Here is a 23,942-nt window from a genome sequence, read left to right as displayed (position 1 = left end):
AGCGCGTGGTCAATCACGCGGTCAGGCACTGACCGTGCCATTGGCACGGCGGTACAGCGAATGCGATTGGATCAGGTCGGCCACGCCGGCGGGCAGGTCGGCGTCGCAGCGCGCGCCGCTGGCAAGCTGCTGGCGCAGGCGCGTGGATGACAGGTTGACGGCCAGGGTCTGGTCGATCCACATGTGGCCGGCGGGTGCGCATTGTATCAATGCCGTGTCGCCCCTGCGCACATCCAGTTCGCGCTGCACCGGCGCATGCAACGCCTGAAGGTCGAAACCGGGGCGTGTGGCGACACACAAGTGGACGTATTCGAACAGGTCCTGCCAGCCGTGCCAGGTGTCCAGGCCGACGAGCTGGTCGGCACCCATGAGCCACGCCATGGAGGTGTCCGGCCCGTAGACGCCGCGCAGTTCGCGCACGGTGTCGATGGTGTAGCTGGGGCCATGGCGGTCAACTTCCATGCTGCTCACTCGGACACGGGCGCGGCCACCCTGCACCGCTTTGGCGGCCAGTTCGGTCATGGCAAAGCGCAGCGGTGCGGGCGTGATGTCGGAGGCTTTCTGCCAGGACACGCCGGTGGGAATCCACAGCAGCTCATCCAGGTCGAGGCGGGCAATGCACAGCTCGGCCAGGGCGATGTGGCCAACGTGCGGCGGATCGAACGTGCCACCCAGCAAGCCAAGCCGGTAGGGGCGATCGAGATCAGGGCGCACGAATGTGGGAAGCGTCATACCCAGTCGCGCGCCGGCAGGAAATCGGTGTAGAGCGCGGCCTCCGGCGAACCCGGTTCCGGCTGCCAGTCGTAGCGCCAGTTGGCGACCGGCGGCATCGACATCAGGATCGATTCTGCGCGGCCGCCGCTTTGCAGGCCGAACAGCGTGCCACGGTCAAATACCAGATTGAACTCGACATAGCGGCCACGGCGGTAGGCTTGAAAGGCGCGTTCGCGCTCACCGTAGGGTGTGGCGTGGCGTTGTTCGGCGATAGGCAGCCAGGCGGGCAGAAAGGCGTCGCCGACCGAGCGCATCATCTCGAAGCTGCGCTCGAAGCCCAGCTCCGCAAAGTCGTCGAAGAAGATGCCGCCGACGCCGCGCGCTTCCTTGCGGTGCTTCAGATAGAAATAATCGTCGCACCATTGCTTGAAGCGCGGGTACAGCTCATCGCCGTAGGGGGCCAGGGCGCCCTGGCAGGTGCGGTGGAAATGCGACGCGTCTTCGGTGAAACCGTAGTAAGGCGTGAGATCCATGCCGCCGCCGAACCACCAGACGGGCTCGGCGTCGGGGCGCACGGCGACGAAGCAGCGCACATTCATATGCACCGTCGGCACGTACGGGTTGCGCGGGTGGAAGACCAGCGACACCCCCATCGCCTCAAAACCTCGCCCCGCCAATTCTGGCCGGTTGGCGGTCGCCGAGGGGGGCAGGGTGTCACCCATCACGTGCGAAAAACCGACGCCGCCGCGCTCAAGGAGCGCGCCGCCTTCCAGAATGCGGGTGCGACCGCTGCCGCGCAGGCGCTCGGTGGGCGGCTTCTCCCATGCGTCGGTAACGAACGTGCCGCCGTCCAGGGCGCTGGCGGCAGTGGTGATGCGGTCCTGCAGGTCCAGCAGGTAGGCGCGGACGACTTGGGTATCCATGCGATCAGAAGGGGCCGCTCGAAGGGGCGAGTCAGGCCGAGTCATACGGTTGTCACCATTGTAGCGGGCGCGCAGCCGGGGCAAGTCGGGGATCACCCGGGGTGACGGATGCCGCGCCTGCCCCATGGTGGGGCATCAGCGCGGCTGGCTATCGCTCAATGGCGGATGGCGCGATGGCCGATATCGGTCCGGTACTGTGCGCCGTCAAAGTGGATCTGCTCGATGGCGTTGTACGCCGCACGCTGGGCCGCCTTGACGGTATCGGCCAGGCCAACGACGCACAGCACGCGGCCGCCGTTGGTAGTCAACACGCCGTCCTTGAGTGTGGTGCCGGCGTGGAAGGTGACGCTGTCTTCGGTTTCCTTCGGGATGCCGGTGATGACGTCGCCCTTGCGCGGCGTGTCCGGGTAGTTGTGTGCGGCCATGACCACGCCCAGTGCGGTGCGGCGGTCCCAGTCCAGCTCCATGCCGTCGAGCTTGCCGTCGATGGCGCGGTCCAGCACGTCGTACAGGTCGGTCTTCATGCGCGCCATGATGGGCTGCGTTTCCGGATCGCCCATGCGGCAGTTGAATTCGAGCGTCTTGGGGTTGCCTTCTGCGTCGATCATCAGGCCGGCATACAGGAAACCGGTGTACGGAATGCCATCCTTCTCCATGCCGCGGATGGTCGGCAGGATGATCTCGCGCAGGGTGCGGGCGTGCAGTGTGGGCGTAACCACCGGCGCGGGCGAGTAGGCACCCATGCCGCCCGTGTTGGGGCCGGCGTCACCGTCGAGCAGGCGCTTGTGGTCCTGGCTGGTGGCCAGTGCCACGACGTTCTTGCCGTCGCACACCACGATGAAGCTGGCTTCTTCGCCGGCGAGGAATTCTTCGATCACCACGCGCGCACCGGCGTCACCCAGACGGTTGTCGGCCAGCATCATGTCGATGGCGTTGTGCGCCTCTTCGGCCGTCATTGCCACGACCACACCCTTGCCGGCGGCCAGGCCATCGGCCTTGATGACGATCGGGGCGCCTTCCTGGTCAATGTACGCATGTGCCTGCGCAGCATCGCTAAAAGTCTGGTACTTGGCGGTCGGAATACCGTGGCGGTGCATGAACGCCTTGGCGAAATCCTTCGACGATTCGAGCTGCGCGGCGGCCTTGGTCGGGCCGAAGATGCGCAGGCCCTTGGCGCGGAACAGGTCGACGATGCCGGCGGCCAGCGGCGCCTCGGGGCCGACCACCGTGAAGTGGATGCCCTCGCGCTCGGCAAAGGCTGCCAGCACTTCCGGATCCGTGATCGGGAGGTTCTGCAGGCGCTTGTCGAGCGCCGTACCGCCGTTGCCTGGGGCCACGTATACCACCTGCACCTTGGGCGAGCGTGCCAGCTTCCATGCCAGGGCGTGCTCTCGACCGCCCGAACCGACCACCATCACTTTCATGCTGTACCTACTCAAAAATTCGAAATCTGGAAAACAAAAACGGCGATCGTGAGGTCGATCGCCGTTATGCGCGTGTCCCGGGGCTTACTCCCCGAAGACCGCGTTGGTGAAGACTTCCTGCACGTCGTCCAGGTTTTCCAGGACGTCGAGCAGCTTCTGCATCTTGACCGCGTCTTCGCCGGTGAACTCGACTTCGGTCTGCGGCTTCATGATGACTTCGGCCAGTTCGGCCTTGAAGCCGGCGGCTTCCAGCGCGGTCTTGACCTTGGTGAAATCGTGCGGCGGGCAAATGACTTCGAGCGAGCCGTCCTCATGGGTGACGACATCGTCGGCGCCGGCTTCGAGCGCGGCGTCCATCAGCTTGTCTTCCGGCGTGCCCGGAGCATAGATGAACTGACCGATGTGGTCGAACAGGAACGCGACGGAGCCCGATGTGCCCATGTTGCCGCCGTACTTGTCGAACCCGTGGCGGACTTCGGCCACGGTGCGCGTGCGGTTGTCGGTGAGGCAGTCGACGATCACGGCGGCGCCGTTGATACCGTAGCCTTCGTAGCGGATTTCTTCGTAGTTCGCGCCTTCCAGACCACCCACACCGCGCTGGATGGCGCGGTTGATGTTGTCCTTGGGCATGTTCGCGTCGGTGGCCTTGTCCATGGCCAGGCGCAGGCGCGGGTTGGAGTCCGCATCGCCGCCGCCCAGACGGGCCGCCACGGTGATTTCCTTGATCAGGCGCGTCCAAACTTTGCCGCGCTTGGCGTCGGCAGCGGCTTTCTTATGCTTGATATTGGCCCATTTGGAATGACCGGCCATGAAACTCTCCGAGCGGAATGCAGTGGAATCTGGCGCCCAGATGGCGGTTTGACGCCACCTGCACGCTCTATAATCGGTCGCGGATTTTAGCATGCTGCACACGCCCGCCGCCCCGTCCATCCGGTCGACTTGCTGGTGTGTCATCCCCCCAGATTGATCCTCGTCCAAACGCCATGACCGATCCCATCCTGATTGCCAAGAACGCCAAAGCGGAGTTGGTGCTGCTGCCCCAGCTCGCCAACCGGCATGGCTTGATCACCGGCGCTACCGGCACCGGCAAGACCGTCACCCTGCAAACGATCGCCCAGGGCCTGTCGAAGATCGGCGTACCGGTTTTCCTGGCCGACGTAAAAGGTGATCTGACCGGCATTTCGCAAGCCGGTCAGCCGAACGACAAGCTCAAGGCCCGCCTGCAGGAGCGAGGCCTGGAAGAGCCGCAATGGGCCAGCTGCCCCGTCACGTTGTGGGATGTGTACGGCGAGCGTGGCCACCCCGTGCGCGCCACCGTGTCCGACATGGGCCCGCTGATGCTCTCGCGCATGCTGGAGCTGAACGACATCCAGACCGGCGTGCTGAACCTCGTCTTCAAGATTGCGGACGACTCGGGTCTTGCGCTGCTCGACATGAAAGACCTGCGCGCGATGCTTCAGCACGTTGGCGAGCATTCTTCGGACTACACAAACAAGTACGGGAATATCTCGTCGGCCAGTATCGGGGCCATCCAGCGCAACCTGATCGCGCTGGAAGAGCAGGGGGCAGACCAGTTCTTCGGCGAGCCGATGCTCGATATCAATGACCTGATGCAGACCGTACGCGGCCAGGGCGTGATCAACATCCTGGCGGCCGACAAGCTGCTCAACGCGCCCAAGTTGTACGCGACGTTCCTGCTGTGGATGCTCTCCGAGTTGTTCGAGCATCTGCCCGAGGTGGGCGACGTGGACAAGCCCAAGCTCGCCTTCTTCTTCGACGAAGCACATCTGCTGTTCAATGACGCGCCGCCGTCGCTGCTGCAGAAGGTGGAGCAGGTGGTGCGGTTGATCCGCTCCAAGGGCGTGGGCGTGTACTTCGTGACGCAAAACCCCGCCGACGTGCCCGACACGGTGCTCGGCCAGCTCGGCAACCGCGTGCAGCATGCGCTGCGGGCCTTCACGCCGCGCGATCAGAAAGCCGTGAAGGCGGCGGCCACCACGATGCGCGCGAACCCCGAGTTCAGCATCGAAGAGGCCATCGGCGAACTGGCTGTGGGCGAGGCGCTGATCTCCATGCTGGACGAGGGCGGCCGCCCGGAGATCACGCAGCGCGCGTTTGTCGTGCCGCCTGCATCGCGCATCGGGCCGGTCTCGGACGAAGAGCGCCGCGAGCTGATGGCCAATTCGCTGGTGGCCGGCCGCTATGAGGCGGCAATCGACCGCGAATCGGCGTACGAAATCCTGAGCGGGCGTATGGCAAAGGGCGGGCCAGCATCGGCGCCCGCACCGGGTTCCATCGGCACGGATTTCGGCGCATCGACGGGCTCGGCACCCGCACCGGCGCCTGCGCCCGCCCAGCAGGAAAGTGGCGGCTGGCTTGGCGATGTCGGCTCGATCCTGACCAAGGGTACGGGCCGCAGCGGCCGTGGCGATTCGATTGTCGAAACGTTGGCCAAGTCGACGATGCGCACCATCGGCTCCACTGTCGGGCGCGAAATCGTGCGCGGCGTGCTGGGCAGCATTCTGGGCGGATCGAAGAAGCGCTGAGCGCATTCGACGCACCAAAGACAACAGCCGGCATTGCCGGCTGTTTTTGTTTGCACTGGGAATGCGCGATCAGTTTTTCGTGCCGAAGAGGCGGTCGCCCGCGTCACCCAGGCCGGGGATGATGTAGGCGTTGTCATCCAGGTGCGAATCGAGCGAGGCCACGAAGAGCTTCACGTTCGGATGCGCCTTCTGGAACACCTCCACACCTTCGGGCGCCGCGACCAGCGCGAGGAACAGGATGTTCTCGTCGGGCACGCCGCGCTTCTTCATCACGTCGACAGCGTGGACGGCCGAGTAGCCGGTGGCGACCATCGGATCGCACAGGATGAAGGTGCGGTCTTCCAGGTCCGGCAGCCGCACGAGGTATTCCACCGGGCGGTGTTGCTCATCACGGTACACGCCAATGTGGCCGATGCGCGCCGACGGAATCAGTTCGACCAGCCCGTCGCTCATGCCGACGCCCGCGCGCAGCACCGGCACCACGGCCAGCTTGCGCCCGGCGATGACGGGCGCTTCCATCGGGCCCATTGGCGTGTCGATGTGGCGGCTGGTCAGCGGCAGGTTGCGCGTGATCTCGTAGCCCATCAGCAGCGTGATCTCGCGCAGCAGCTCGCGAAACGTGCGCGTCGACGTGTCCTTGTCGCGCATGTGCGTGAGCTTGTGCTGGATCAGCGGGTGATTGAGGATGAACAGGTTCGGAAAGCGCGGATCTTGTTTCATGGCGGCAAGGGATTCTCAGATGGGGCGCATTGTACCGGCGCGCCCCGTGCCGATTGTGGAGGCGCTCAACGGCGGCCGCGCATCAGGATCACATACACCACGGCCGAAATCGCCAGGCCAACGAACCATGCATACGTGTACAGCGCTTCGAACACGCCCGGGACGCTTGCGACGAACCCGGCCTGCTTGAAGAAGCCCGGCAGATTGGGCAGCACGCCGATGACGAGCGCGGCGATGGCGCGGCCGTTCCAGCCGTTTCCGTAACCGTAAGGGCCGTCCACGCGGAACAGTTCGCCCGTCTTGAGCACGGTGCGGCGCACCAGGAAGTAATCGACCATCATGATGCCGGCCACGGGGCCCAGCAGCGCGCCGTAACCGACCAGCCACGTGAAGATGTAGCCCTTGGTGGTTTCGAGGATCTTCCACGGCATCATCGCCAGGCCGATGCCCGCCGTGATGTAGCCGCCGATGCGGAACGAGATGCGGTGCGGTGCCAGGTTCGAGAAGTCATACGCCGGCGAGACCACGTTGGCTGCGATGTTCGTCATCAGCGTGGCGGTGATCAGCGCCAGCAGGGCCACGATGACCGACGGGCCCGTCATCTTGCCGGCCAGCGTGACCGGATCCCAGATGGCCTGGCCGTAGATGACCACCGTGGACGACGTGACCAGAACGGCCACCAGCGCCAGCAGCCCCATCGGCAGCGGCAGGCCGATTGCCTGGCCGACCAGCTGATCACGCTGGCTGCGTGCGAAGCGGGTGAAGTCGGGAATGTTCAGCGCCAGCGTGGCCCAGTAGCCGACCATGGCCGTGAGCGACGGCCAGAAGAAGCCCCAGAACTCGCCGGCGCGCTTGCCGCCCGCCGCAAACGCCGACGGCGCAGACAGCATGGGCCCGAAGCCGCCCGCATTGATATACGCCCACCAGACCAGGCCCAGCGCCGCCAGGATCAACAGCGGCGTGGCCAGCGCCTGGAAGCGCTTGATCGATTCGAGCCCCTTGGTGATCAGCCAGATGTGCAGCGCCCAGAACAGCAGGAAGCAGAATCCCTGGCCGGGGTTGATGCCCAGCCCCGGAATGTTGCTGCCGACCAGCATGTTGTCGGTGACGACGTTGAGGATCGTGTAGATCGCCTGGCTGCCCAGCCACGTCTGGATGCCGAACCAGCCGCATGCGACGATGGCTCGCAGAATGGCCGGCAACTGCGCGCCGCGCACGCCGAACGACGCCCGCACCAGCACAGGGAACGGGATGCCGTACTTGGTGCCAGCGTGGCCCACCAGCACCATCGGCACGAGCACGATCAGGTTGCCGAGAAACACCGTCAGCACGGCCTGCCACCAATTCATGCCCTCGCTCATCAGGCCCGACGCCAGCATGTAGGCTGGCACCGACACCACCATCGATACCCACAGCGCGGCGTAATTGGTCGCCGTCCAGGTGCGGGCAGCCTGCGGGGTGGGGTTGAGGTCTTCGTTCCAGAGGGTCGGGTCGGGTGCCCCGGCGGGGCCCGCAGGGAACGCGGAAGAGGTGATTTGGCTCATGTCGATGTGGGATCCGTTGTCGTTGTAGATTTTCGGAATGCAGGCGCGATTGTACGGCGGCCCCGGGCGTATCCAAGCGAAACCTGTGCCACGCGCAGCGCACCCCGCGCCGGAACGTTTTGTTGAATTCCAATACAATCGACGACGCCCTCCAACGCCGCTCGCTTCTCTCCCGCGCCCCGCTGTGACCACCGCGTCTTCTGCGTCTTCGAGTTCCGCAAGAACCACCGACACCGGCGGCCTGCTGCTTGCCTCCGCGGGCGCCGTCCTGTTTTCCGCCAAGGCCATCGTCGCCAAGCTGATGTACCGCTATCAGGTGGACGCCGTCATGGTCATCACTCTGCGCATGCTGCTGGCCGCGCCGCTGTTCATGGCAATGGGGTGGTGGCAGTCGCGCGGGGCCGAGCCGCTCACCGTGCCAGACCGCTGGCGCATCGTCGGCTTGGGGCTCATCGGCTATTACCTCTCCAGCTTTCTCGACTTCCTCGGCCTGCAGTACATCACGGCAGGGCTGGAGCGGCTGATCCTGTTTCTGACGCCGTCGTTCGTGCTGCTGATTACATCGACGGTTTTCAAGCGGCGCATCACCGGCTTGCAGTGGGTGTCGCTGGCGCTGGCCTATGCCGGCATCGTGCTGGTGTTCGCGCACGACCTGAACCTGGGCGGTAACAACGTGTGGCTGGGCGGTGGGTTGGTGCTCGCCAGCGCCATCAGCTACGGTATCTATCTGCTGGCCAGCGGTGAGCTGGTCAAGCGTGTTGGGTCGATGCGGCTGGTTGCCTATGCGATGTGCGTGTCGACCGCGGCCTGTATCGTCCAGTTTCTGGTGTTGCGGCCGGTTTCAGCGTTGGTGCTGCCCTGGCAGGTATATGGGCTGTCGGCCATCAACTCGGTGTTCTGCACGGTGGCGCCGGTCACGATGACGATGATGGCGGTGGCGCGTGTGGGTGCGCCGGTGGCGTCGCAGGCGGGCATGATCGGGCCGGTGTCGACGCTGCTGTTGGGCTGGTGGCTGCTGGGCGAGCCGATCACGATTTGGCAGATTGCCGGCAGCGCGCTGGTGCTTGCCGGGATGGCGCTGCTGTCACGCCGTCGCGGCTGACGGGCGGCCAATCGAAATAACAATCACAAGGAGTCAGACAGGATGGACTTGGGGCTGAAAGGCAAGCGGGCGCTGGTGTGCGGCGCAAGCAAGGGATTGGGCTTTGCGTGTGCCGACGCGCTGGCCGCCGAAGGCGTGGACGTGGTGATCGTCGCGCGCGGTGCCGAAGCGTTGTCGGCAGCCGCCGAGCGCATCCGCACGGCGCACGGCGTGCGCGTCGAAGCCGTCGCCACCGACATCACCACGCCGGAAGGCCGCGCTGAGGCGCTACTCGCGTGCGAACGCCTGGGCGGCTCGCCGGACATCCTCATCAACAACGCGGGCGGCCCGCCGCCGGGCAACTTCCGTGATTGGGACCGCGACGCATGGAATGCCGCGCTCAACGCCAACATGCTCACGCCCATCGACCTCATCAAAGCCACCGTCGACAAGATGATCGAGCGCCGCTGGGGCCGCATCGTCAACATCACCAGCGGTGCCGTGAAGGCGCCGATCGACGTGCTGGGTTTGTCCAACGGCGCGCGCTCCGGGCTGACGGGCTTCGTGGCGGGCCTGGCGCGTGAAGTCGCCAAGCACGGCGTGACCATCAACAATCTGCTGCCGGGCCAGTTCGAGACCGATCGCCTGACCAAGACGCTGGAAGCGGGCGCCAAGGCCGCCGGCATCAGCGCAGAAGAGAATTTCGACCGCAAGCGGCAGGGCAATCCGGCTCGACGCTTTGGCCAACCGGCCGAATTTGGCGCCGTGTGTGCCTTCCTGTGCAGCCAGCATGCTGGCTACCTGAATGCGCAAAACATCCTGCTGGATGGCGGCAGCTTCCCTGGCACCTTCTAAGCCAATCACGATGACCACTCTTACGCCCGAAAGCGCAGCCCGCAAACGCCGCGTCGCCCTGATCGCACACGATCACAAGAAAGACGACATGGTCGCTTTCGCACAAACGCACCGAGCCTTCCTGTCGCAATGCGATCTGCTGGCGACTGGCACCACCGGTGGCCGCCTGGAGAAAGAAGTCGGCCTGACCGTGCAGCGCATGCTGTCCGGCCCGTGGGGCGGCGACTTGCAGATTGGCGCGCAGTTGGCCGAAGGCCGCGTCGACGCCGTCATCTTTCTGCGCGACCCGATGACGCCGCAGCCGCACGAACCCGATATCAACGCGCTCGTCCGCGCCTGCGACGTCCATAACATTCCTTGCGCCACCAACCTGGCCACCGCCGACCTGGTGATGTCTGCCCTGCAACGGGTGGCGCCCGATCCGAAGGAGATCCACGCATGACGCAAGCGAAAGCCATCCGCATCTTTGAGACCGGCGGTCCGGAAGTGATGCAGTACGTCGATGTCGACGTGCCCGCGCCCGGCCCCAGCGAGGCCACCATCAAGCAGCACGCCATCGGCCTGAACTACATCGACGTCTATTTCCGCACCGGGCTGTATCCGCAGCCGCTGCCGGGCGGCATCGGCATGGAAGCTTCGGGTGTCGTGGAAGCGGTGGGCGAGGGCGTCACGCACGTCAAGCCCGGCGACCGCGTCGCCTATGCCGGCCGCCCCACCGGCGCCTACGCTGCGGTGCGCACAATGCCGGCCGACATCCTCGTGCGCCTGCCGGATGCGATCGACTTTGAAACCGGCGCCGCGATGATGCTGCAGGGCATGACCGCGCAGTACCTGCTTCGCGACAGCTACCGCGTGCAGCCCGGCGATACGGTGCTGTTTCACGCAGCCGCTGGCGGTGTGGGTTTGATTGCGTGCCAGTGGCTGAAGGCGCTCGGCGCCACGGTGATTGGCACCGTCGGCAGCGATGCCAAGGCTGACCTTGCCCGCGCGCACGGCTGCGATCACACCATCGTCTACACGCGCGAGAACTTTACCGAACGCGTGCGCGAAATCACCGGCGGCAAGGGCGTGCCGGTGGTCTACGACGGCATTGGCAAAGATACGTTTACGGGTTCGCTGGATTGCCTCGCGCCGCGCGGGATGATGGTGACCTACGGCAACGCATCGGGGCCTGTGCCACCGGTTGACCTCAGTGTGCTGAGCGCAAAAGGCTCGCTCAAGATCACGCGCCCGACGCTGATGACCTACACGGCGCGGCGCGAGCTGCTGGAACCGATGGCGGCAGAGTTGTTTGATGTAGTGAGCAGCGGCAAGGTGAAGATCGAAATTCACCAACGCTACGAACTGCAGAACGCGGCGCAGGCGCACCGCGATCTGGAAGCGCGCAAGACGACCGGGTCGACGATCCTCTTGCCGTAAGGTGGGACGTTACCGCCCGGTGGGCTTCACACGCCGGGCGGCGGCAAAGCGCGCATCCTCGCGTACGCGGTCGGGCAGGCCGCGCAGCAGCATGTGCAACGCGAACGGCACCAGCACGATGTCGTCCACCCACCCGATCACCGGGATGACATCCGGAATCAGGTCGATTGGCGATACCACATAGCCCACCAGCAGCAGCGCCGCCGGGGCGAGCCACCACGGCTTGTCCGGATGGCGCAGCGCAAACCACAGCAGGCGCGCATCGTTGCGCACCACGCTCCACAGGCGGATGAGGCGTCCGAACATCGTGGGCTCCTTGATGAAAAGCCGGCGTCACATGAGAGCGTTTGACCGGCGGACCATCGTATCAGCTTGGGGAAGCGGCCCGGTTTTCAAGGTAAGGCGCGATCGTCCATAAAAAAGCCGGTCCTCTCGCGAGGTGCCGGCTCTTGCCGCGACGAACCTGTTCACGGTCCGTAGCGAGCGGTCCGAGGTTGGCGCGAGAAGCGCAGCCGTACATGGGTACGGCGAGCATCACAGAGCCAAGATCGGCCCGCGCAGTAGGACCGTGGGCAGGTTAGCCCGGAATCTTGCCTTCCACGCCTTCCACGTAGAACTTGATGCCGTGCAGGAAGCCGTCGTCGGCGACCTTGTCGGCGGGCAGGACTTCCTTGCCGGTGTTGTCCTTGAGCGGACCCTTCCAGATCGGTGCCGAGCCGTCGATGATGCCCTTCTTGCGGGTCTCGACCAGCGCCTTCACGTCTTCCGGTACCACGGCGTTGTACGCGCCCAGATCGATTGCGCCTTCCTTCAGGCCCCACCACACGGTTTCCGGCTTCCACTTGTTTTCAAGCACGTCGCCGACGACCTTGGTGTAGTACACGCCCCATTTGTTGATCGAGGCGGCCAGGTGGGCCTTCTCGCCGAACTTGGTCATGTCGCTGTCCCAGCCCAGCGCGTAGACACCTTTCTCTTGTGCAGTTTGTACGACTGCTGCGGAGTCGGTGTTCTGCATCAGCACGTCGACACCTTGCCCGATGAGGGTAGTGGCAGCCTCACGCTCCTTGCCCGGATCGAACCACTTGTTGACCCACACGACGCGGGTGGTGGCCTTCGGGTTGACGCTACGCGCGCCCAGCGTGAACGAGTCGATATTGCGGATCACCTCAGGAATGGGCACCGAACCCACCACGCCGAGCTTGCCCGACTTGCTCATCTTGCCGGCCACCACGCCCGCCAGATACGCGCCTTCATACGTGCGCACGTCGTACTGGCCGAGGTTGTCTGCGGTCTTGAAACCGGTGGCGTGCTCGAACTTCACGTCCGGGAATTCCTTGGCGACCTTGAGCATCGATTCCATGAAACCGAAGCTCGTGCCGAAGATGACCTTGTTGCCCTGGGTGGCCAGGTCGCGGAACACGCGCTCGGCGTCAGCAGCGCTCTCGGGCACGTTTTCGACAAAGCTGGTCTTCACCTTGTCGCCGAACTTCGCTTCAACTTCCTTGCGGCCGGCGTCGTGAGCGTATGTCCAGCCCGCATCGCCCACCGGGCCGACGTAGACGAACGCGACCTTCAGCGGCTCATTGGCCGGTGCCGGCGCGGCAGCGGCGGGTGCCGAGGAAGCGGCCGGAGCGGCGGTCTTGTCGCCTGCGCCTTCGTTGGATTTGCCGCAACCCCAGAGGGTCAGGGCAGCACCGGCGGCCAGGGCGGCCAGCGTGATCCTGCGGGTAACGTTCATCGATTTCTCCTGTTGTGTGGCTCGTTGACTGTGTTGAAGCTTGAAGCAAAAGACGGGAATGCAGAAGCCTTGGGCAGCAGTTTAGGCAGCCCCTGGGCGGAACGGCTTGCCGAGCGAAGCGGGCATGTTCAGGCGGATCCAATCCGGATTGCGCGAGATGATGGCCAGCACGACGATGGTGGCGGCAAACGGCGCCATCGACAGAATTTGCGACGGCACCGATACGCCCATCCCCTGCAGGTAGAACTGCAGGATCGTCACACCGCCGAACAGCAGCGCGCCGAACAGGATGCGCATGGGGCGCCAGGTTGCAAAGGTGGTCAGCGCGAGGGCAATCCAGCCGCGGCCGGCGACCATGTTTTCGACCCACATTGGCGTGTAGACGAGCGACAGGTATGCGCCGGCCAGCCCGCAGCATGCGCCGCCAAACAGCAGCGCGCCAAAGCGGATGGTGCGCACCGGGTAGCCGAGCGCGTGAGCCGACTCCGGTGATTCACCGATCGCGCGCAGCGTGAGCCCCGCGCGCGTCTTGAACAGGAACCAGGCAATCGCGCCGCACAGCAGCAGGCTGAAATAGACCATCCAGTGGTGCGCGAACAGGGCAGGGCCGACGAACGGAATCGACTCCAGCCCCGGAATGCCGTGCGCCTGCGCCGGCAGTGACATGCCGACAAAGCGCTGCCCCATGAAGGCGGACAGCCCGGTGCCGAAGATCGACAAGGCGAGGCCTGTTGCGACTTGGTTGGTGACGAGCACCAGCGCCAGCCACGCGAAGAGGGCTGCCATCACCATACCGGCAATCGCGCCGGCTGCAAAACCCAGCAGCGGAATCTGCGTCTGGTAACCGACCATGAACCCGGCCACGGCGGCCACCAGCATCATCCCTTCGGCGCCGAGATTGAGCACGCCGGAGCGCTCGTTCATCAAGAGGCCCAGGGCGGCCAGCAACAGCGGGGTGCCGGCGTTGATCGACGCGGCGATCAGGGGAGCGAGACTTTCCATGTGTGAGGCCTGATCAGTGATGCGCGCGCCAGCGCAGGCGGTATTCGATGAGCGTGTCGCAGGCGAGCAGGAAGAACAGCAGCATGCCCTGGAACACTCCGGTAATGGCCGACGGCAGGCCCAGGCGCGATTGCGCAAGCTCGCCGCCGATATAGAACAGCGACATCACGATCGCGCCCAGCACGGTGCCAACCGGATTCAGCCGACCGACGAATGCCACCACGATGGCGGCAAAGCCGTAGCCCGGGGAAATGGACGGCAGCAGCTGCCCGATCGGGCCCGTGACCTCGAAGGCGCCGGCAATGCCTGCCAGGCCGCCCGACACCAGCAGCGCCGTCCACAGCGCCGCACGTGACGAGAAGCCCGCGTAGCGCGCCGCCTGCGGTGCCAGCCCACCCACTTGCAGCCGGTAACCCGCAAAGCTGCGGAACACGAACAACGTCATCGCCGCCGTCATCACCAGCATGAACAGAAAGCCGACGTGCAGACGCGTGCCGGCTACGAGCGTCGGCAGAACGAATGCGCTGTCGAACACGATCGACTGCGGGAAGTTCATGCCGTTCGGGTCCTTCAACGGCCCGTTGACCACGTACAGCAGCAGCAACTGCGCGATGTACGTGAGCATGAGCGAGACGAGGATCTCGTTGGCATGAAAGCGATCACGCAGCAGCGCAGTAATAGCGGCCCACAGTGCCCCGCCGATCAGGCCGGCAACGACGGCCAGCACCAGCGCAAAGCCGCCGGGGATGGCGGGCGTGGGCGTATCGAAGTAAATGATCGTGGCCGCCGCGAAGATGCCGCCGACGATGAGCTGCCCCTCCGCGCCGATGTTCCACACGTTGGCGCGGTAGCACACCGACAAGCCGAGCGCGCACAGCACCAGCGGCACGGTCTTGAGCAGCACTTCACCAATCGCGCGCTTGCTGACCAGCGGTTCGACCAGGAACACGCGCAGGCCCGCCACCGGGTCCTTGCCCAGCAGTGCGAACAGCAGCAAGCCGAACACCATCGTCAGCACCAGCGCGATCAGCGGCGAAGCATAGGCCATGGTGCGCGACGGGATTGCGCGCAACTCCAGCGAAACCGGCAGCGCCAGGCGGCTGCCATGCATGACGTCAGCCATGGGCCGCCTCCGAGGTTGCTGCCGCCGAAGCCGCGGTCTTGTCCCACATGCCGCTCATCCACAGGCCGATCTGTTCGCGGTCGGTGGCGTGCGTGGGGGTGGAAGGGGAGAGGCGCCCGTTGGCGATCACGTGCAGGCGATCGCACAGCGCAAAGAGTTCGTCGAGTTCTTCCGACACGATGAGGATGGCGCAGCCCCCCGCCTTGAGCGCGAGGATTTCGTTGTGGATCTGCGCCGCCGCGCCCACGTCCACGCCCCAGGTAGGTTGCGCGACGATGAGCACGCGCGGCGCGCATTCGATTTCGCGGCCGACGATGAATTTCTGCAGATTGCCGCCCGACAGGCTCTTAGCCAATGCGTCCGGGCCCCCGGCCTTCACGCCAAAGCGGCTGATGATGCCGGTAGCCAGCTTGGCGGCAGCCTTCTTGTCGATGAGCCCGCCACGCACCTGCGGCGCACGCTGATGCGTCAGCAGCGTATTGGCGGCCAGCGACAGCGATGGCACGGCGCCGCGCCCCAGGCGCTCTTCCGGCACGAATGACAGCCCCCGCTTGCGGCGCGCACGCGGGTCCAGCTTGGCGACCGGCTCGTTGCCGATGCTGATGGTCTGTGCCGGGGCACGCGTGTCTTCGCCCGACAGGGCGGCCAGCAGTTCCTGCTGCCCGTTGCCCGAGACGCCCGCGATGCCGACGATCTCGCCGCTGCGCAATTGCAGGGCGATGTCACGCAGTTCCGTCGCAAAGGCGTGCGACTTGGGCAGCGACAGGCCGGCCACCTCCATGCGCACCTCGCCCGGCGTGGTCTGCGGGCGCAATTCGCGCGGCGGCTCGCCACCGATCATCATGCGCGACAGCGAAGCGGCCGTTTCCTGGCGTGGGTCGCACACGCCCGTGACCTTGCCCATGCGCATCACCGTGGCGGCGTGGCACAGGGCTTGAATCTCGTCGAGCTTGTGACTGATGTAGAGGATGCTCGTACCTTCTGCCGCCAACTGGCGCAGCGTGACGAAGAGCTTCTCGACGGCCTGCGGCGTCAGCACCGAGGTCGGCTCGTCAAGAATCAGCAGGCGCGGCTTGGTGAGCAGCGCGCGCACGATTTCCACGCGCTGGCGCTCGCCGACGGACAGCGTGTGCACATGGCGATGCGGCTCCAGCGGCAGGCCGTATTTCTCGCCCGTGCTGCGCACCTGATCGGCTACGTCGCGCAAGTCGGTGCCAGCGGGCAGGCCGAGCAGGATGTTCTCTGCCACCGTGAGCGTGTCGAACAACGAGAAGTGCTGGAACACCATGGCGATGCCCAGCGCGCGGGCCTGGTGCGGATTGGCGATCTCAACGCGCTGGCCGTCGAGCAGCATCTCGCCGGCGTCGGGCTGCACGGCGCCGAAGATGATCTTCATCAGCGTCGACTTGCCGGCGCCGTTTTCGCCCAGCACGGCATGGATCTCGCCCGGCGCGACAGTCAGGCTGACGCCGTCGTTGGCGACCACGCTCGGGTAGCGCTTGGTCATGCCCGTCAGCGACAGGCGTGGTGGGAGTGGTGTCACAACAGGTTGGCTCGTGGTTTCCGTGCCGCTCACCGTGCGGATACGCATCGGAGGCGGTCTCTTTTTGGGTGTTGACGACACTTCACAACAGGTAACGCCGATGCAGATTCGCGCCGACGCATCGCAGCAATCATCATGGTTGCGTGATGCTTACCATCAACCATAAATTATATCGTCCGGCACCGCTCCAGACGGGGATTTCAGCCCGCTTGCGACTGCCTCGTACGAGGGGTGGCAGAGTGCAAATCCCGTGCCGGGCTCATCGGGCCCATTTGCGGGTTCCAGCTTGTCATGCCGACGTATGCAGGTTGCAAGCGCAGCCCTCGGGTGGGGCGCACGAGCTGAGTTGCACCTGACCGGTGCGCGCCCGTGGTTGGCTACTTTGCGCTACAGTTCTCGGTTTGCTTCGGCGCGGGCCGCACGTCAGCTGCCGCGTCCCGCTCTCCCTTCATGACTGCTCCCGCTCCCGCACGATCCCGCATGCCAGGCCCGATTCCAGGCTGGCTCCTGCTGCTTGGCGCGCTCACGGCCATCGGCCCGCTGTCGGTCGACATGTACCTGCCGAGCCTGCCGACCATCGCGCGCGATCTGAATACGTCGTCGGCTGCGGCGGGGCTCACGCTGACCGTCTTCCTGATCAGCCTGGCGATCGGCCAGCTTATCTACGGCCCGGCCAGCGATCGGTTTGGCCGCAAGCCGCCGCTCTATATCGGTCTGGCGATGTACGTGGCGGCATCCATTGGCTGCGCATTTGCCAAGGACGCTACGATGCTGGCCGTGCTGCGCGGCGTGCAGGGGTTTGGCGGCTGCGCGGGCATGGTCATCGCACGCGCTGCCGTGCGTGATCGCATGGACCCGGCCGGCGCCGCGCAGGCGTATTCCACGCTGATGCTGGTGATGGGTGTGGCGCCCATCCTCGCGCCGATGATTGGCGGCGCGGTGCTGCAGTTCGCAACGTGGCGGGTCATCTTTGCATTGCTGACAGCATTTGGCGTGCTGTCGCTGGTGGCCGTGCACTACCTGATGCGCGAGTCGCTGGCGCCCGAGCAGGCGCGCAAGCTGGCAGTCAGCCATGTGCTGCGCGACTACTGGGAGCTGCTGCGCGATCACCACTACGCCGCCTATATGTGGTGCGGCGCGGTGTTTCTGTCAGGCATGTTTGCGTACATCACCGTGTCGTCGTTCGTGCTGATCGACGGTTATGGGCTGACGCCCTCGCACTATGCGTGGGTGTTTGGCAGCAACGCGGCGGGGATGATCGCAGCATCGCGCGTGAATGTGCGGCTGGTGCGCAAGTATTCGCCGGCGCGCGTGCTGCGTCGGGCGCTGTGGGTGCCGGTTATCACCAGCGTGCTGGCTGCTGCCGCCGCCGCCGCGGGTTATACGCCGCTGCCGCTCGTGTTGGCGGCGCTGTTTTGCTACATCGCGTCGATCGGCTGCATCTCGCCCAACACCGGCGCCCTGGCCATGGCGGGGCAGGGCGCGCGTGCGGGTACGGGCTCGGCGCTTATGGGCGCCATGCAATTCGGCCTCGGCATGGTGACGGGTACGGTGGTCGCCGCCATTGGCCAGACCGCGCTGCCGCTGCTGGGCATGATGGCGGTGTGCGCCGTTGCCGCCCTGGTTCTGGGCCTGCGCATCACGCGCGAAGAGCCCAGCGCCTGATCTTCGCGCTTCCCGCTGTTCCTTAACGCCTCTTGTTCTAGAGGCGTCTTCCTCTTTTCATATGACTCGGGCATAACATGCCCGTCACGCTGACCGTGTCCGGCACCTATGATGAGTGCAGCCGGACCGCGTTCCGCCGCGACTTGGCCCTGAGTGACTAAGGGTTACTTCTTATACAGAATTTATCGACAATTTATTAACGTATCGCTTTCGTATTCAATCGCGCATCGTTTTGCTGGGATCTTCCCGCCAGCGGTGCACACGAGACGGGGGTCAAGTTGCAGTGCACGATTCACCGGCTGGGAGAACTGGCGCTGTTGTGCGAAGTGCCGCCACCGGCCACCCTGACTTGTCAGCAGCGCATCTGGGCGATGGCTTCGCGCGCGTCCAACTGGACGGGCGTGGTCGACGTGGTGCCCGGCATGAACAACCTCACGCTTGTGTTCGGCCCACTGGCCGATGCGCAGCGATTGGCCACCCAACTGCGCGAAGCCTGGGAAGAAAGCCAGGCGCTGGTGGCCGACGGCAAACTCGTCGACATCGAAGTCGCGTATGGCGGTGACGAAGGTCCCGACCTGCGCGAAGTGGCCAGGCACACTGGCCTGAGCACGGCCGAAGTCGTGCGTCGCCACACCGCGCCCGAATACATCGTCTATTTCCTGGGCTTCCAGCCCGGCTTTGCCTACATGGGCGGGCTCGACAAGTCGCTCGCCACGCCGCGCCGCGCCGAGCCGCGCATGGCCGTGCCGGCCGGCTCGGTGGGCATCGGCGGTGAGCAGACGGGCATCTACCCGGCCGCATCCCCCGGTGGCTGGCAACTGCTGGGCCGTACAGACGCGGCGCTCTTCATGCCGCAGCGCAATCCCCCCACGCTGCTCTCGCCTGGAGACCGCATCCGTTTTGTTGCCTCGAAGGTGCGCGCATGAGTTCGAAACCCCAACCCATGATCGAGATCGTGCGTGCCGGCGTGCTGGCCACCGTGCAAGACCTGGGCCGCACCGGCTATCGCCGCTTTGGCGTATGCACGTCGGGCGCGCTCGATCCGCTATCGCTGTATGTGGGCAACCGCCTGGTTGGTAACCGCAGTGATGCGGCGGGCATCGAGTTCACGCTGGGCAACGCCACGCTGCGCTTCCACGCCAATGGCTTGATCGCGCTGACGGGTGCGGATTGCCGCGCCACGCTTGACGGTGCACCGGTGCATGCATGGCGCGCCATTCCCGTGCAGCGCGGTCAGACGCTGACCTTGCGTGTGGCCCAGGGCGGCGTGCGCGCCTATCTCTGCGTGGCCGGTGGCATTGATGTGCCCGAGATGATGGGCTCGCGCAGCACCGATCTGAAAGCCGGATTCGGCGGCCTTGAAGGGCGCCCGCTGAAGGATGGCGACAGGCTGCCCGTGCTGCCTGCCGATACGACGTACGCCCCCGACATCAGCGGCGATACCGTTGCCGTGAAGGCAGCCCGCTGGACATTCGATCGCGCGCAGAAGGACACGCCCGTCATGCGCGTGTTGCCGGGTCCCGAATACGACGATTTCGTTGCCGATGCGCAAGCCGCGTTCTGGGAATCAGACTGGACGCTCACGCCCAACAGCAACCGCATGGGCTTTCGCCTGCAAGGGCCGGAACTCAAGCGCAAGAAGCAGCGCAGCGGCGATCTGCTCTCGCACGGCGTGGTGCCGGGCGTGATCCAGGTGCCGCCGTCTGGCCAGCCCATTGTGCTGATGGCCGATGCGCAAACCACGGGCGGCTATCCGAAGATCGGCTCCGTCATCCTGGCCGACCAATGGCGGCTGGCGCAGATTCCGCTTGGCACGCGCGTGCGCTTCGAGCGCGTGACGCTGGAGCAGGCCGAAGCCGCCCGCGCCGACGTGGCACGGTATCTGCAGCAAATTGAAACCGCGCTGGATTGGCAGCGCCAGGGCATTCTGTCGAGCGCGCACCGCACCGCCAAGACGCGACTGAACGCCTGATGCACCGGAAGACAACACCATGACTGCAATTGATCTGAACGCCGACCTCGGCGAGGGCTGCGATACCGACGAGGCGCTCCTCACGCTGGTGAGTTCCGCCAACATCGCGTGCGGCTGGCACGCCGGCGACGTCAACACGATGCGTCAGACCGTCGGCTGGGCGCTACGCCAGGGCGTATCGATCGGCGCGCATCCGAGTTTTCCTGATCGCGAAAACTTCGGCCGCACTGAAATGCACCTCCCGCCGGATGAAATCTACGCGGGCGTGCTGTTCCAGATCGGCGGGCTGTCGGCCATCGTGCGCGCGCAGGGCGGCAAGCTCGCCCACGTGAAGGCGCATGGCGCGCTGTACAACCAGGCCTCGCGTGACCGGCCTCTGGCCGTCGCCATCGTGCGCGCGATCCGTGATTTCGATCCGTCGCTGGTGGTGTTTGGCCTGGCGGGCGGTGAGCTGGTCAAGGCCGCGCGCGAGCTTGGCCTGCAGGCCAAGGAAGAGGTGTTTGCCGATCGCGGGTACAACGCGGACGGCTCGCTCGTCAAACGCGGCACGCCGGGTGCCCTGATCGACAGCGAAGATGCCGCGCTCGACCAGACGCTGACGATGGTGCGCGAGCAGCGCGTAAAGGCCATCGATGGCACGTGGGTTCCGATCCGCGCGGAAACGGTTTGTCTGCACGGCGACGGCGCGCATGCGCTGGCGTTCGCGCGACGCATTCGGGAACGGCTGGGCAGCGAAGGGATCGCTGTTCGCGCCGGCGCCTGAGCCACGGCCCCGTCCTTCCAGCGGGGCTTTTTATTAACTTGGGGGGAAGCACCACATGGGTACGGCAGTGAATCTATGGCCGCTGATCGGGGTGGCCGTCATCATCGCGGGGTTCATCCTGCGATTCAATCCGATGCTGGTGGTGGCCGTGGCCGCCATCGCCACCGGCTTTGCGGCATCGATGTCCATCGACCAGATCCTGACGGCGATCGGGACAGGCATCATCAAGACGCGGACGTTGCCGCTGATCATCCTGCTGCCGCTCGCGGTGGTGGGTTTGCTCGAGCGTCACGGCTTGCGTGAGCACGCGCAGAACTGGATCTCGCGCATCCAATCGGCCACGGTGGGCCGTCTGCTGATCGTCTACCTCGCCGTGCGCGAGCTGACGGCGGCCGCCGGTCTGACGAGCCTCGGTGGGCATCCGCAGATGGTCCGTCCGCTGCTGGCCCCAATGGCCGAAGGTGCCGCCGAAAACCGCTTCGGCAAACTGCCGGCGCCGGTGCGCGAACGCCTGCTGGCCTTCTGCGCCGCCACCGACAACGTCGGCCTGTTCTTCGGCGAAGACATCTTCGTGGCCTTTGGCGCCATCGCGCTGATGCACACGTTCCTGCTCGGCTCGGGCATCGACGTGGAACCGCTGCACATCGCTGTGTGGGGCATCCCGACCGCGGTCTGCGCGTTCCTGATCCACTCGGTGCGCCTCAAGCGCCTGGACGGCTGGCTTGCCCGTGAAATGGGTGCCGCCGCTAACACCAACGCGGCCGCGGCCAAGCAGGGGTAAGCCATGATTCTGTCAATCAACTATCTGTACTGGCTGGCCGGGATCATCCTGACGATCACCGCGCTGATGACCTTTGCCGACAAGAACCACCCGCGTCGCTGGACCACGGGCCTGTTCTGGGCGATCTTCGCCGTCATCTTTCTCGTTGGCGACAAGATCCCGCCGATCGCGGTGGGCGTCGGCGCCGTGGTGATGGCGCTGCTGGCCGGCACGGGCGGTGTAACGCTGGGCAAGCATGGCGAACTGCCGGCAGAAGAGCGCCGTGCATCCGCCAAACGCCTGGGTAACCGCCTGTTCATTCCGGCACTGACCATTCCGCTGGTCACCGTCATCGGCAGCGTGTTCCTGAAGGACGTGAAGATTGGCGGCGATTTGCTGCTCGATCCGAAGAACCAGACCTTCGTCTCGCTGGGCCTGGGCTGCATCATCTCGCTGGCGCTGGCGTGCTGGTTGACGCGCGACACGCCGGTGCAGGCCATGCGTGAATCGCGCCGGCTGACGGAGTCGCTCGGCTGGGCGCTGGTGCTGCCGCAGATGCTGGCCATGCTGGGTCTCGTCTTCGCCGATGCCGGAGTGGGCAAGGCTGTTGCGCACCTGACCACCGCCTACATCAACATGGACTATCGCCTCGTTGCGGTCGTTGTCTATTGCGTGGGCATGGCGCTGTTCACCGTCATCATGGGCAACGGCTTTGCAGCCTTCCCGGTCATGACGGGCGGCGTGGGGGTGCCGATCCTGGTGGGCGTGTTCCATGGCAACCCGGCGGTGATGGCGGCCATCGGCATGTTCTCGGGCTACTGCGGCACGCTGATGACCCCGATGGCGGCCAACTTCAATATCGTGCCGGCTGCGCTGCTGGAGTTGTCCGATAAGAACGCTGTGATCAAAGCGCAAGTCCCGACCGCGCTGCTGTTGCTTACAGCCAATATCCTGCTCTTGTACTTCCTGATGCTCCACTAATCGTGTTTAATGCGTCGCGTGCGGTGTGCGTCACGCGGGCGGTTCTTCCCCCGCCGACGTCACCAAGCGCGATCGCTGCCCGCGAGACAAGGGCATGCGGTCGTAGACCTCGCATCGTGCTCTTTCTCCGGGGGGATTCATGAGCAGCCAGATGACGAGCGGCCGTTCCATGTCGGGACGCCGCTTTCTTTGTGTTCTCGCAGTCAGTGCCCTGTCGCTGATTTCCGCCGCGCAAGCCAGCGCGGAAACGCTCCGAGTGGCCACGCCGTATCCGGCCCTCAATTTTCATACGCAAAACCTGCAGGCCTTCGCCAGCGCCGTCAGCAGCGCCACCAACGGCGGGCTCAAGCTTGAGGTTTATCCGAACGGTACGCTGCTCAAGCCGGCCGCCATCTTTGACGGCGTCAAGGACGGCAAAGCCGAGGCTGGCGAGGTGATGCTTTCGACGCTGGCCCAGCGCGATCCGCTCTTCGGCGTGGATTCGATTCCCTTCGTGGTGTCGGGCTACAACGATGCGCGCCTGCTGTGGGATGCCTCGCGCAGCCACATCGAAGCGCTGATGAAGGCCAACGGATTGCGCCTGCTGTACGCCGTACCCTGGCCGCCGCAGAACCTGTATTCCGAAACACCGATCGCCCGTTTGTCCGACCTGAAGGGACATCGTTTGCGCACCTATAACGCGGCGCAAAAGCGCATTGCCGAGTTGTATGGTGCCCAGGCCGTGCAGGTGGAAGCCGCCGATCTGACCGCCGCGATTGCCGGCGGGCGGATCGACACCATGGTCACCTCGCCGTCCACCGGTCTGGAAACGAAGGCTGGCCAGCGCATGACCTATTACTACAAGGTCAACGCGTGGATCCCGAAGAACGCCGTGTTCGTCAACGAGGCGCGCTTCGCCAAGCTCCCGCCGGCGATGCAGCAGACCGTGCTCAAGCTTGCCAAGGATTACGAGACGCGGGGTTGGGACGCCAGCCGCCAGACCTATGAGCGCGATGAAGCCGAGCTCGCCAAAACCGGCGTGCGCGTGCTCAATCCCGACGTGACCTTGCAGGGCGACATGCGCCGCCTGGGCGAACGCCTGACGCGTGAATGGCTGCACACCGCGGGCACGGAAGAAGTCGACATCCTGTTGAACTTCGAGAACAAGCGCAGCAAGGCCAACTGACGCC

General features: G+C 65.2%; 23 protein-coding genes. 12 read left to right on the top strand and 11 right to left on the bottom strand.

What is annotated here, in order from left to right:
* Nucleotides 1-21: 21 nt before the first annotated feature.
* From ACTJK6_RS14000 to ACTJK6_RS13985, 4 genes are all read right to left on the bottom strand, one after another.
* Nucleotides 22-732: a nicotinate-nucleotide adenylyltransferase gene (locus tag ACTJK6_RS14000; protein ID WP_440839392.1), complete on the bottom strand. Its 711-nt coding sequence runs from the start codon at nt 730-732 to the stop codon at nt 22-24.
* On the bottom strand, nt 729-1,637 hold the full coding sequence (gene hemF, locus ACTJK6_RS13995; RefSeq protein ID WP_232040595.1) for an oxygen-dependent coproporphyrinogen oxidase: 909 nt from the start codon (nt 1,635-1,637) through the stop codon (nt 729-731). Before hemF ends, ACTJK6_RS14000 begins: the two co-directional genes overlap by 4 nt.
* 155 nt (nt 1,638-1,792) lie before the next feature.
* Nucleotides 1,793-3,061: a phosphoribosylamine--glycine ligase gene (gene purD / locus ACTJK6_RS13990; protein WP_232040594.1), complete on the bottom strand. Its 1,269-nt coding sequence runs from the start codon at nt 3,059-3,061 to the stop codon at nt 1,793-1,795.
* Between the two features lie 84 nt (nt 3,062-3,145).
* The gene (locus ACTJK6_RS13985; RefSeq protein WP_260801888.1) at nt 3,146-3,871 is read right to left on the bottom strand and encodes a YebC/PmpR family DNA-binding transcriptional regulator; all 726 of its coding nucleotides are present in this window, start codon (nt 3,869-3,871) and stop codon (nt 3,146-3,148) included.
* Nucleotides 3,872-4,044: 173 nt separating this feature from the next.
* On the opposite strand from ACTJK6_RS13985, the gene ACTJK6_RS13980 reads away from it, so the two are divergent.
* Nucleotides 4,045-5,607 carry a helicase HerA-like C-terminal domain-containing protein gene (locus tag ACTJK6_RS13980; RefSeq protein WP_440839391.1) on the top strand — a complete coding sequence of 521 codons (1,563 nt, stop codon included), beginning with the start codon at nt 4,045-4,047 and terminating at the stop codon, nt 5,605-5,607.
* 69 nt (nt 5,608-5,676) lie between these two features.
* Here the strand turns inward: ACTJK6_RS13980 and upp are convergent, their stop codons facing one another.
* Both upp and ACTJK6_RS13970 read right to left on the bottom strand, forming a co-directional pair.
* Nucleotides 5,677-6,327, bottom strand: coding sequence for a uracil phosphoribosyltransferase (gene upp, locus ACTJK6_RS13975; RefSeq protein WP_232040591.1), 651 nt, complete (start codon nt 6,325-6,327; stop codon nt 5,677-5,679).
* Between the two features lie 65 nt (nt 6,328-6,392).
* Nucleotides 6,393-7,871: an NCS1 family nucleobase:cation symporter-1 gene (locus ACTJK6_RS13970; RefSeq protein ID WP_440839389.1), complete on the bottom strand. Its 1,479-nt coding sequence runs from the start codon at nt 7,869-7,871 to the stop codon at nt 6,393-6,395.
* Nucleotides 7,872-8,055: 184 nt separating this feature from the next.
* On the opposite strand from ACTJK6_RS13970, the gene ACTJK6_RS13965 reads away from it, so the two are divergent.
* Genes ACTJK6_RS13965 through ACTJK6_RS13950 form a run of 4 tightly spaced genes read left to right on the top strand, consistent with a single transcriptional unit; the run spans nt 8,056 to nt 11,226 of the window.
* Nucleotides 8,056-8,973 carry a DMT family transporter gene (locus tag ACTJK6_RS13965; protein ID WP_316878953.1) on the top strand — a complete coding sequence of 306 codons (918 nt, stop codon included), beginning with the start codon at nt 8,056-8,058 and terminating at the stop codon, nt 8,971-8,973.
* Between the two features lie 42 nt (nt 8,974-9,015).
* A complete protein-coding gene (locus tag ACTJK6_RS13960; RefSeq protein WP_147214644.1) occupies nt 9,016-9,807 on the top strand; it encodes an SDR family oxidoreductase in 792 nt (263 codons plus the stop codon).
* 10 nt (nt 9,808-9,817) lie between these two features.
* The gene (locus ACTJK6_RS13955; protein ID WP_232040588.1) at nt 9,818-10,249 is read left to right on the top strand and encodes a methylglyoxal synthase; all 432 of its coding nucleotides are present in this window, start codon (nt 9,818-9,820) and stop codon (nt 10,247-10,249) included.
* Nucleotides 10,246-11,226, top strand: a complete 981-nt coding sequence (locus tag ACTJK6_RS13950; protein WP_440839388.1) for a quinone oxidoreductase family protein — start codon at nt 10,246-10,248, stop codon at nt 11,224-11,226. The genes ACTJK6_RS13955 and ACTJK6_RS13950 overlap by 4 nt, the downstream gene beginning before the upstream one ends.
* 9 nt (nt 11,227-11,235) lie before the next feature.
* On the opposite strand, the gene ACTJK6_RS13945 is transcribed toward ACTJK6_RS13950, so the two are convergent.
* The 5 genes from ACTJK6_RS13945 to ACTJK6_RS13925 all read right to left on the bottom strand — a co-directional run bounded on the left by ACTJK6_RS13945 (nt 11,236) and on the right by ACTJK6_RS13925 (nt 16,596).
* On the bottom strand, nt 11,236-11,532 hold the full coding sequence (locus tag ACTJK6_RS13945) for a YkvA family protein (RefSeq protein WP_322017313.1): 297 nt from the start codon (nt 11,530-11,532) through the stop codon (nt 11,236-11,238).
* Nucleotides 11,533-11,803: 271 nt separating this feature from the next.
* Entirely contained in the window at nt 11,804-12,964 is a 1,161-nt protein-coding gene (locus ACTJK6_RS13940; protein WP_232040585.1) for a BMP family ABC transporter substrate-binding protein, read from the bottom strand.
* A gap of 81 nt (nt 12,965-13,045) precedes the next feature.
* A complete protein-coding gene (locus tag ACTJK6_RS13935; RefSeq protein WP_440839386.1) occupies nt 13,046-13,966 on the bottom strand; it encodes an ABC transporter permease in 921 nt (306 codons plus the stop codon).
* Nucleotides 13,967-13,979: 13 nt separating this feature from the next.
* Entirely contained in the window at nt 13,980-15,089 is a 1,110-nt protein-coding gene (locus ACTJK6_RS13930; RefSeq protein ID WP_440839385.1) for an ABC transporter permease, read from the bottom strand.
* Nucleotides 15,082-16,596, bottom strand: a complete 1,515-nt coding sequence (locus tag ACTJK6_RS13925; RefSeq protein WP_316870212.1) for an ABC transporter ATP-binding protein — start codon at nt 16,594-16,596, stop codon at nt 15,082-15,084. Before ACTJK6_RS13925 ends, ACTJK6_RS13930 begins: the two co-directional genes overlap by 8 nt.
* Nucleotides 16,597-17,082: 486 nt before the next feature.
* Between ACTJK6_RS13925 and ACTJK6_RS13920 the strand changes: the two genes are divergently transcribed.
* From ACTJK6_RS13920 to ACTJK6_RS13890, 7 genes are all read left to right on the top strand, one after another.
* Nucleotides 17,083-18,297: a multidrug effflux MFS transporter gene (locus ACTJK6_RS13920; RefSeq protein ID WP_045206106.1), complete on the top strand. Its 1,215-nt coding sequence runs from the start codon at nt 17,083-17,085 to the stop codon at nt 18,295-18,297.
* Between the two features lie 278 nt (nt 18,298-18,575).
* A complete protein-coding gene (gene pxpB, locus ACTJK6_RS13915; protein WP_414560840.1) occupies nt 18,576-19,223 on the top strand; it encodes a 5-oxoprolinase subunit PxpB in 648 nt (215 codons plus the stop codon).
* Nucleotides 19,220-20,269: a biotin-dependent carboxyltransferase family protein gene (locus ACTJK6_RS13910; protein WP_316670750.1), complete on the top strand. Its 1,050-nt coding sequence runs from the start codon at nt 19,220-19,222 to the stop codon at nt 20,267-20,269. Before pxpB ends, ACTJK6_RS13910 begins: the two co-directional genes overlap by 4 nt.
* 19 nt (nt 20,270-20,288) lie before the next feature.
* Nucleotides 20,289-21,032, top strand: coding sequence for a 5-oxoprolinase subunit PxpA (gene pxpA / locus ACTJK6_RS13905; RefSeq protein ID WP_024975214.1), 744 nt, complete (start codon nt 20,289-20,291; stop codon nt 21,030-21,032).
* A gap of 55 nt (nt 21,033-21,087) precedes the next feature.
* Nucleotides 21,088-21,813: a DUF969 domain-containing protein gene (locus ACTJK6_RS13900; RefSeq protein ID WP_045206110.1), complete on the top strand. Its 726-nt coding sequence runs from the start codon at nt 21,088-21,090 to the stop codon at nt 21,811-21,813.
* A gap of 3 nt (nt 21,814-21,816) precedes the next feature.
* The gene (locus ACTJK6_RS13895) at nt 21,817-22,773 is read left to right on the top strand and encodes a DUF979 domain-containing protein (RefSeq protein WP_440839384.1); all 957 of its coding nucleotides are present in this window, start codon (nt 21,817-21,819) and stop codon (nt 22,771-22,773) included.
* Nucleotides 22,774-22,912: 139 nt separating this feature from the next.
* Nucleotides 22,913-23,938: a TRAP transporter substrate-binding protein gene (locus ACTJK6_RS13890; RefSeq protein WP_440839383.1), complete on the top strand. Its 1,026-nt coding sequence runs from the start codon at nt 22,913-22,915 to the stop codon at nt 23,936-23,938.
* Nucleotides 23,939-23,942 lie beyond the last annotated feature (4 nt).

The sequence above is a fragment of the Ralstonia sp. 22086 genome, from assembly GCF_052045975.1.
Taxonomy (GTDB): Bacteria; Pseudomonadota; Gammaproteobacteria; order Burkholderiales; family Burkholderiaceae; genus Ralstonia; species Ralstonia wenshanensis.
Note: the sequence above shows the minus strand (reverse complement) of the source record. Positions and strands in the feature narration are given on the sequence as shown.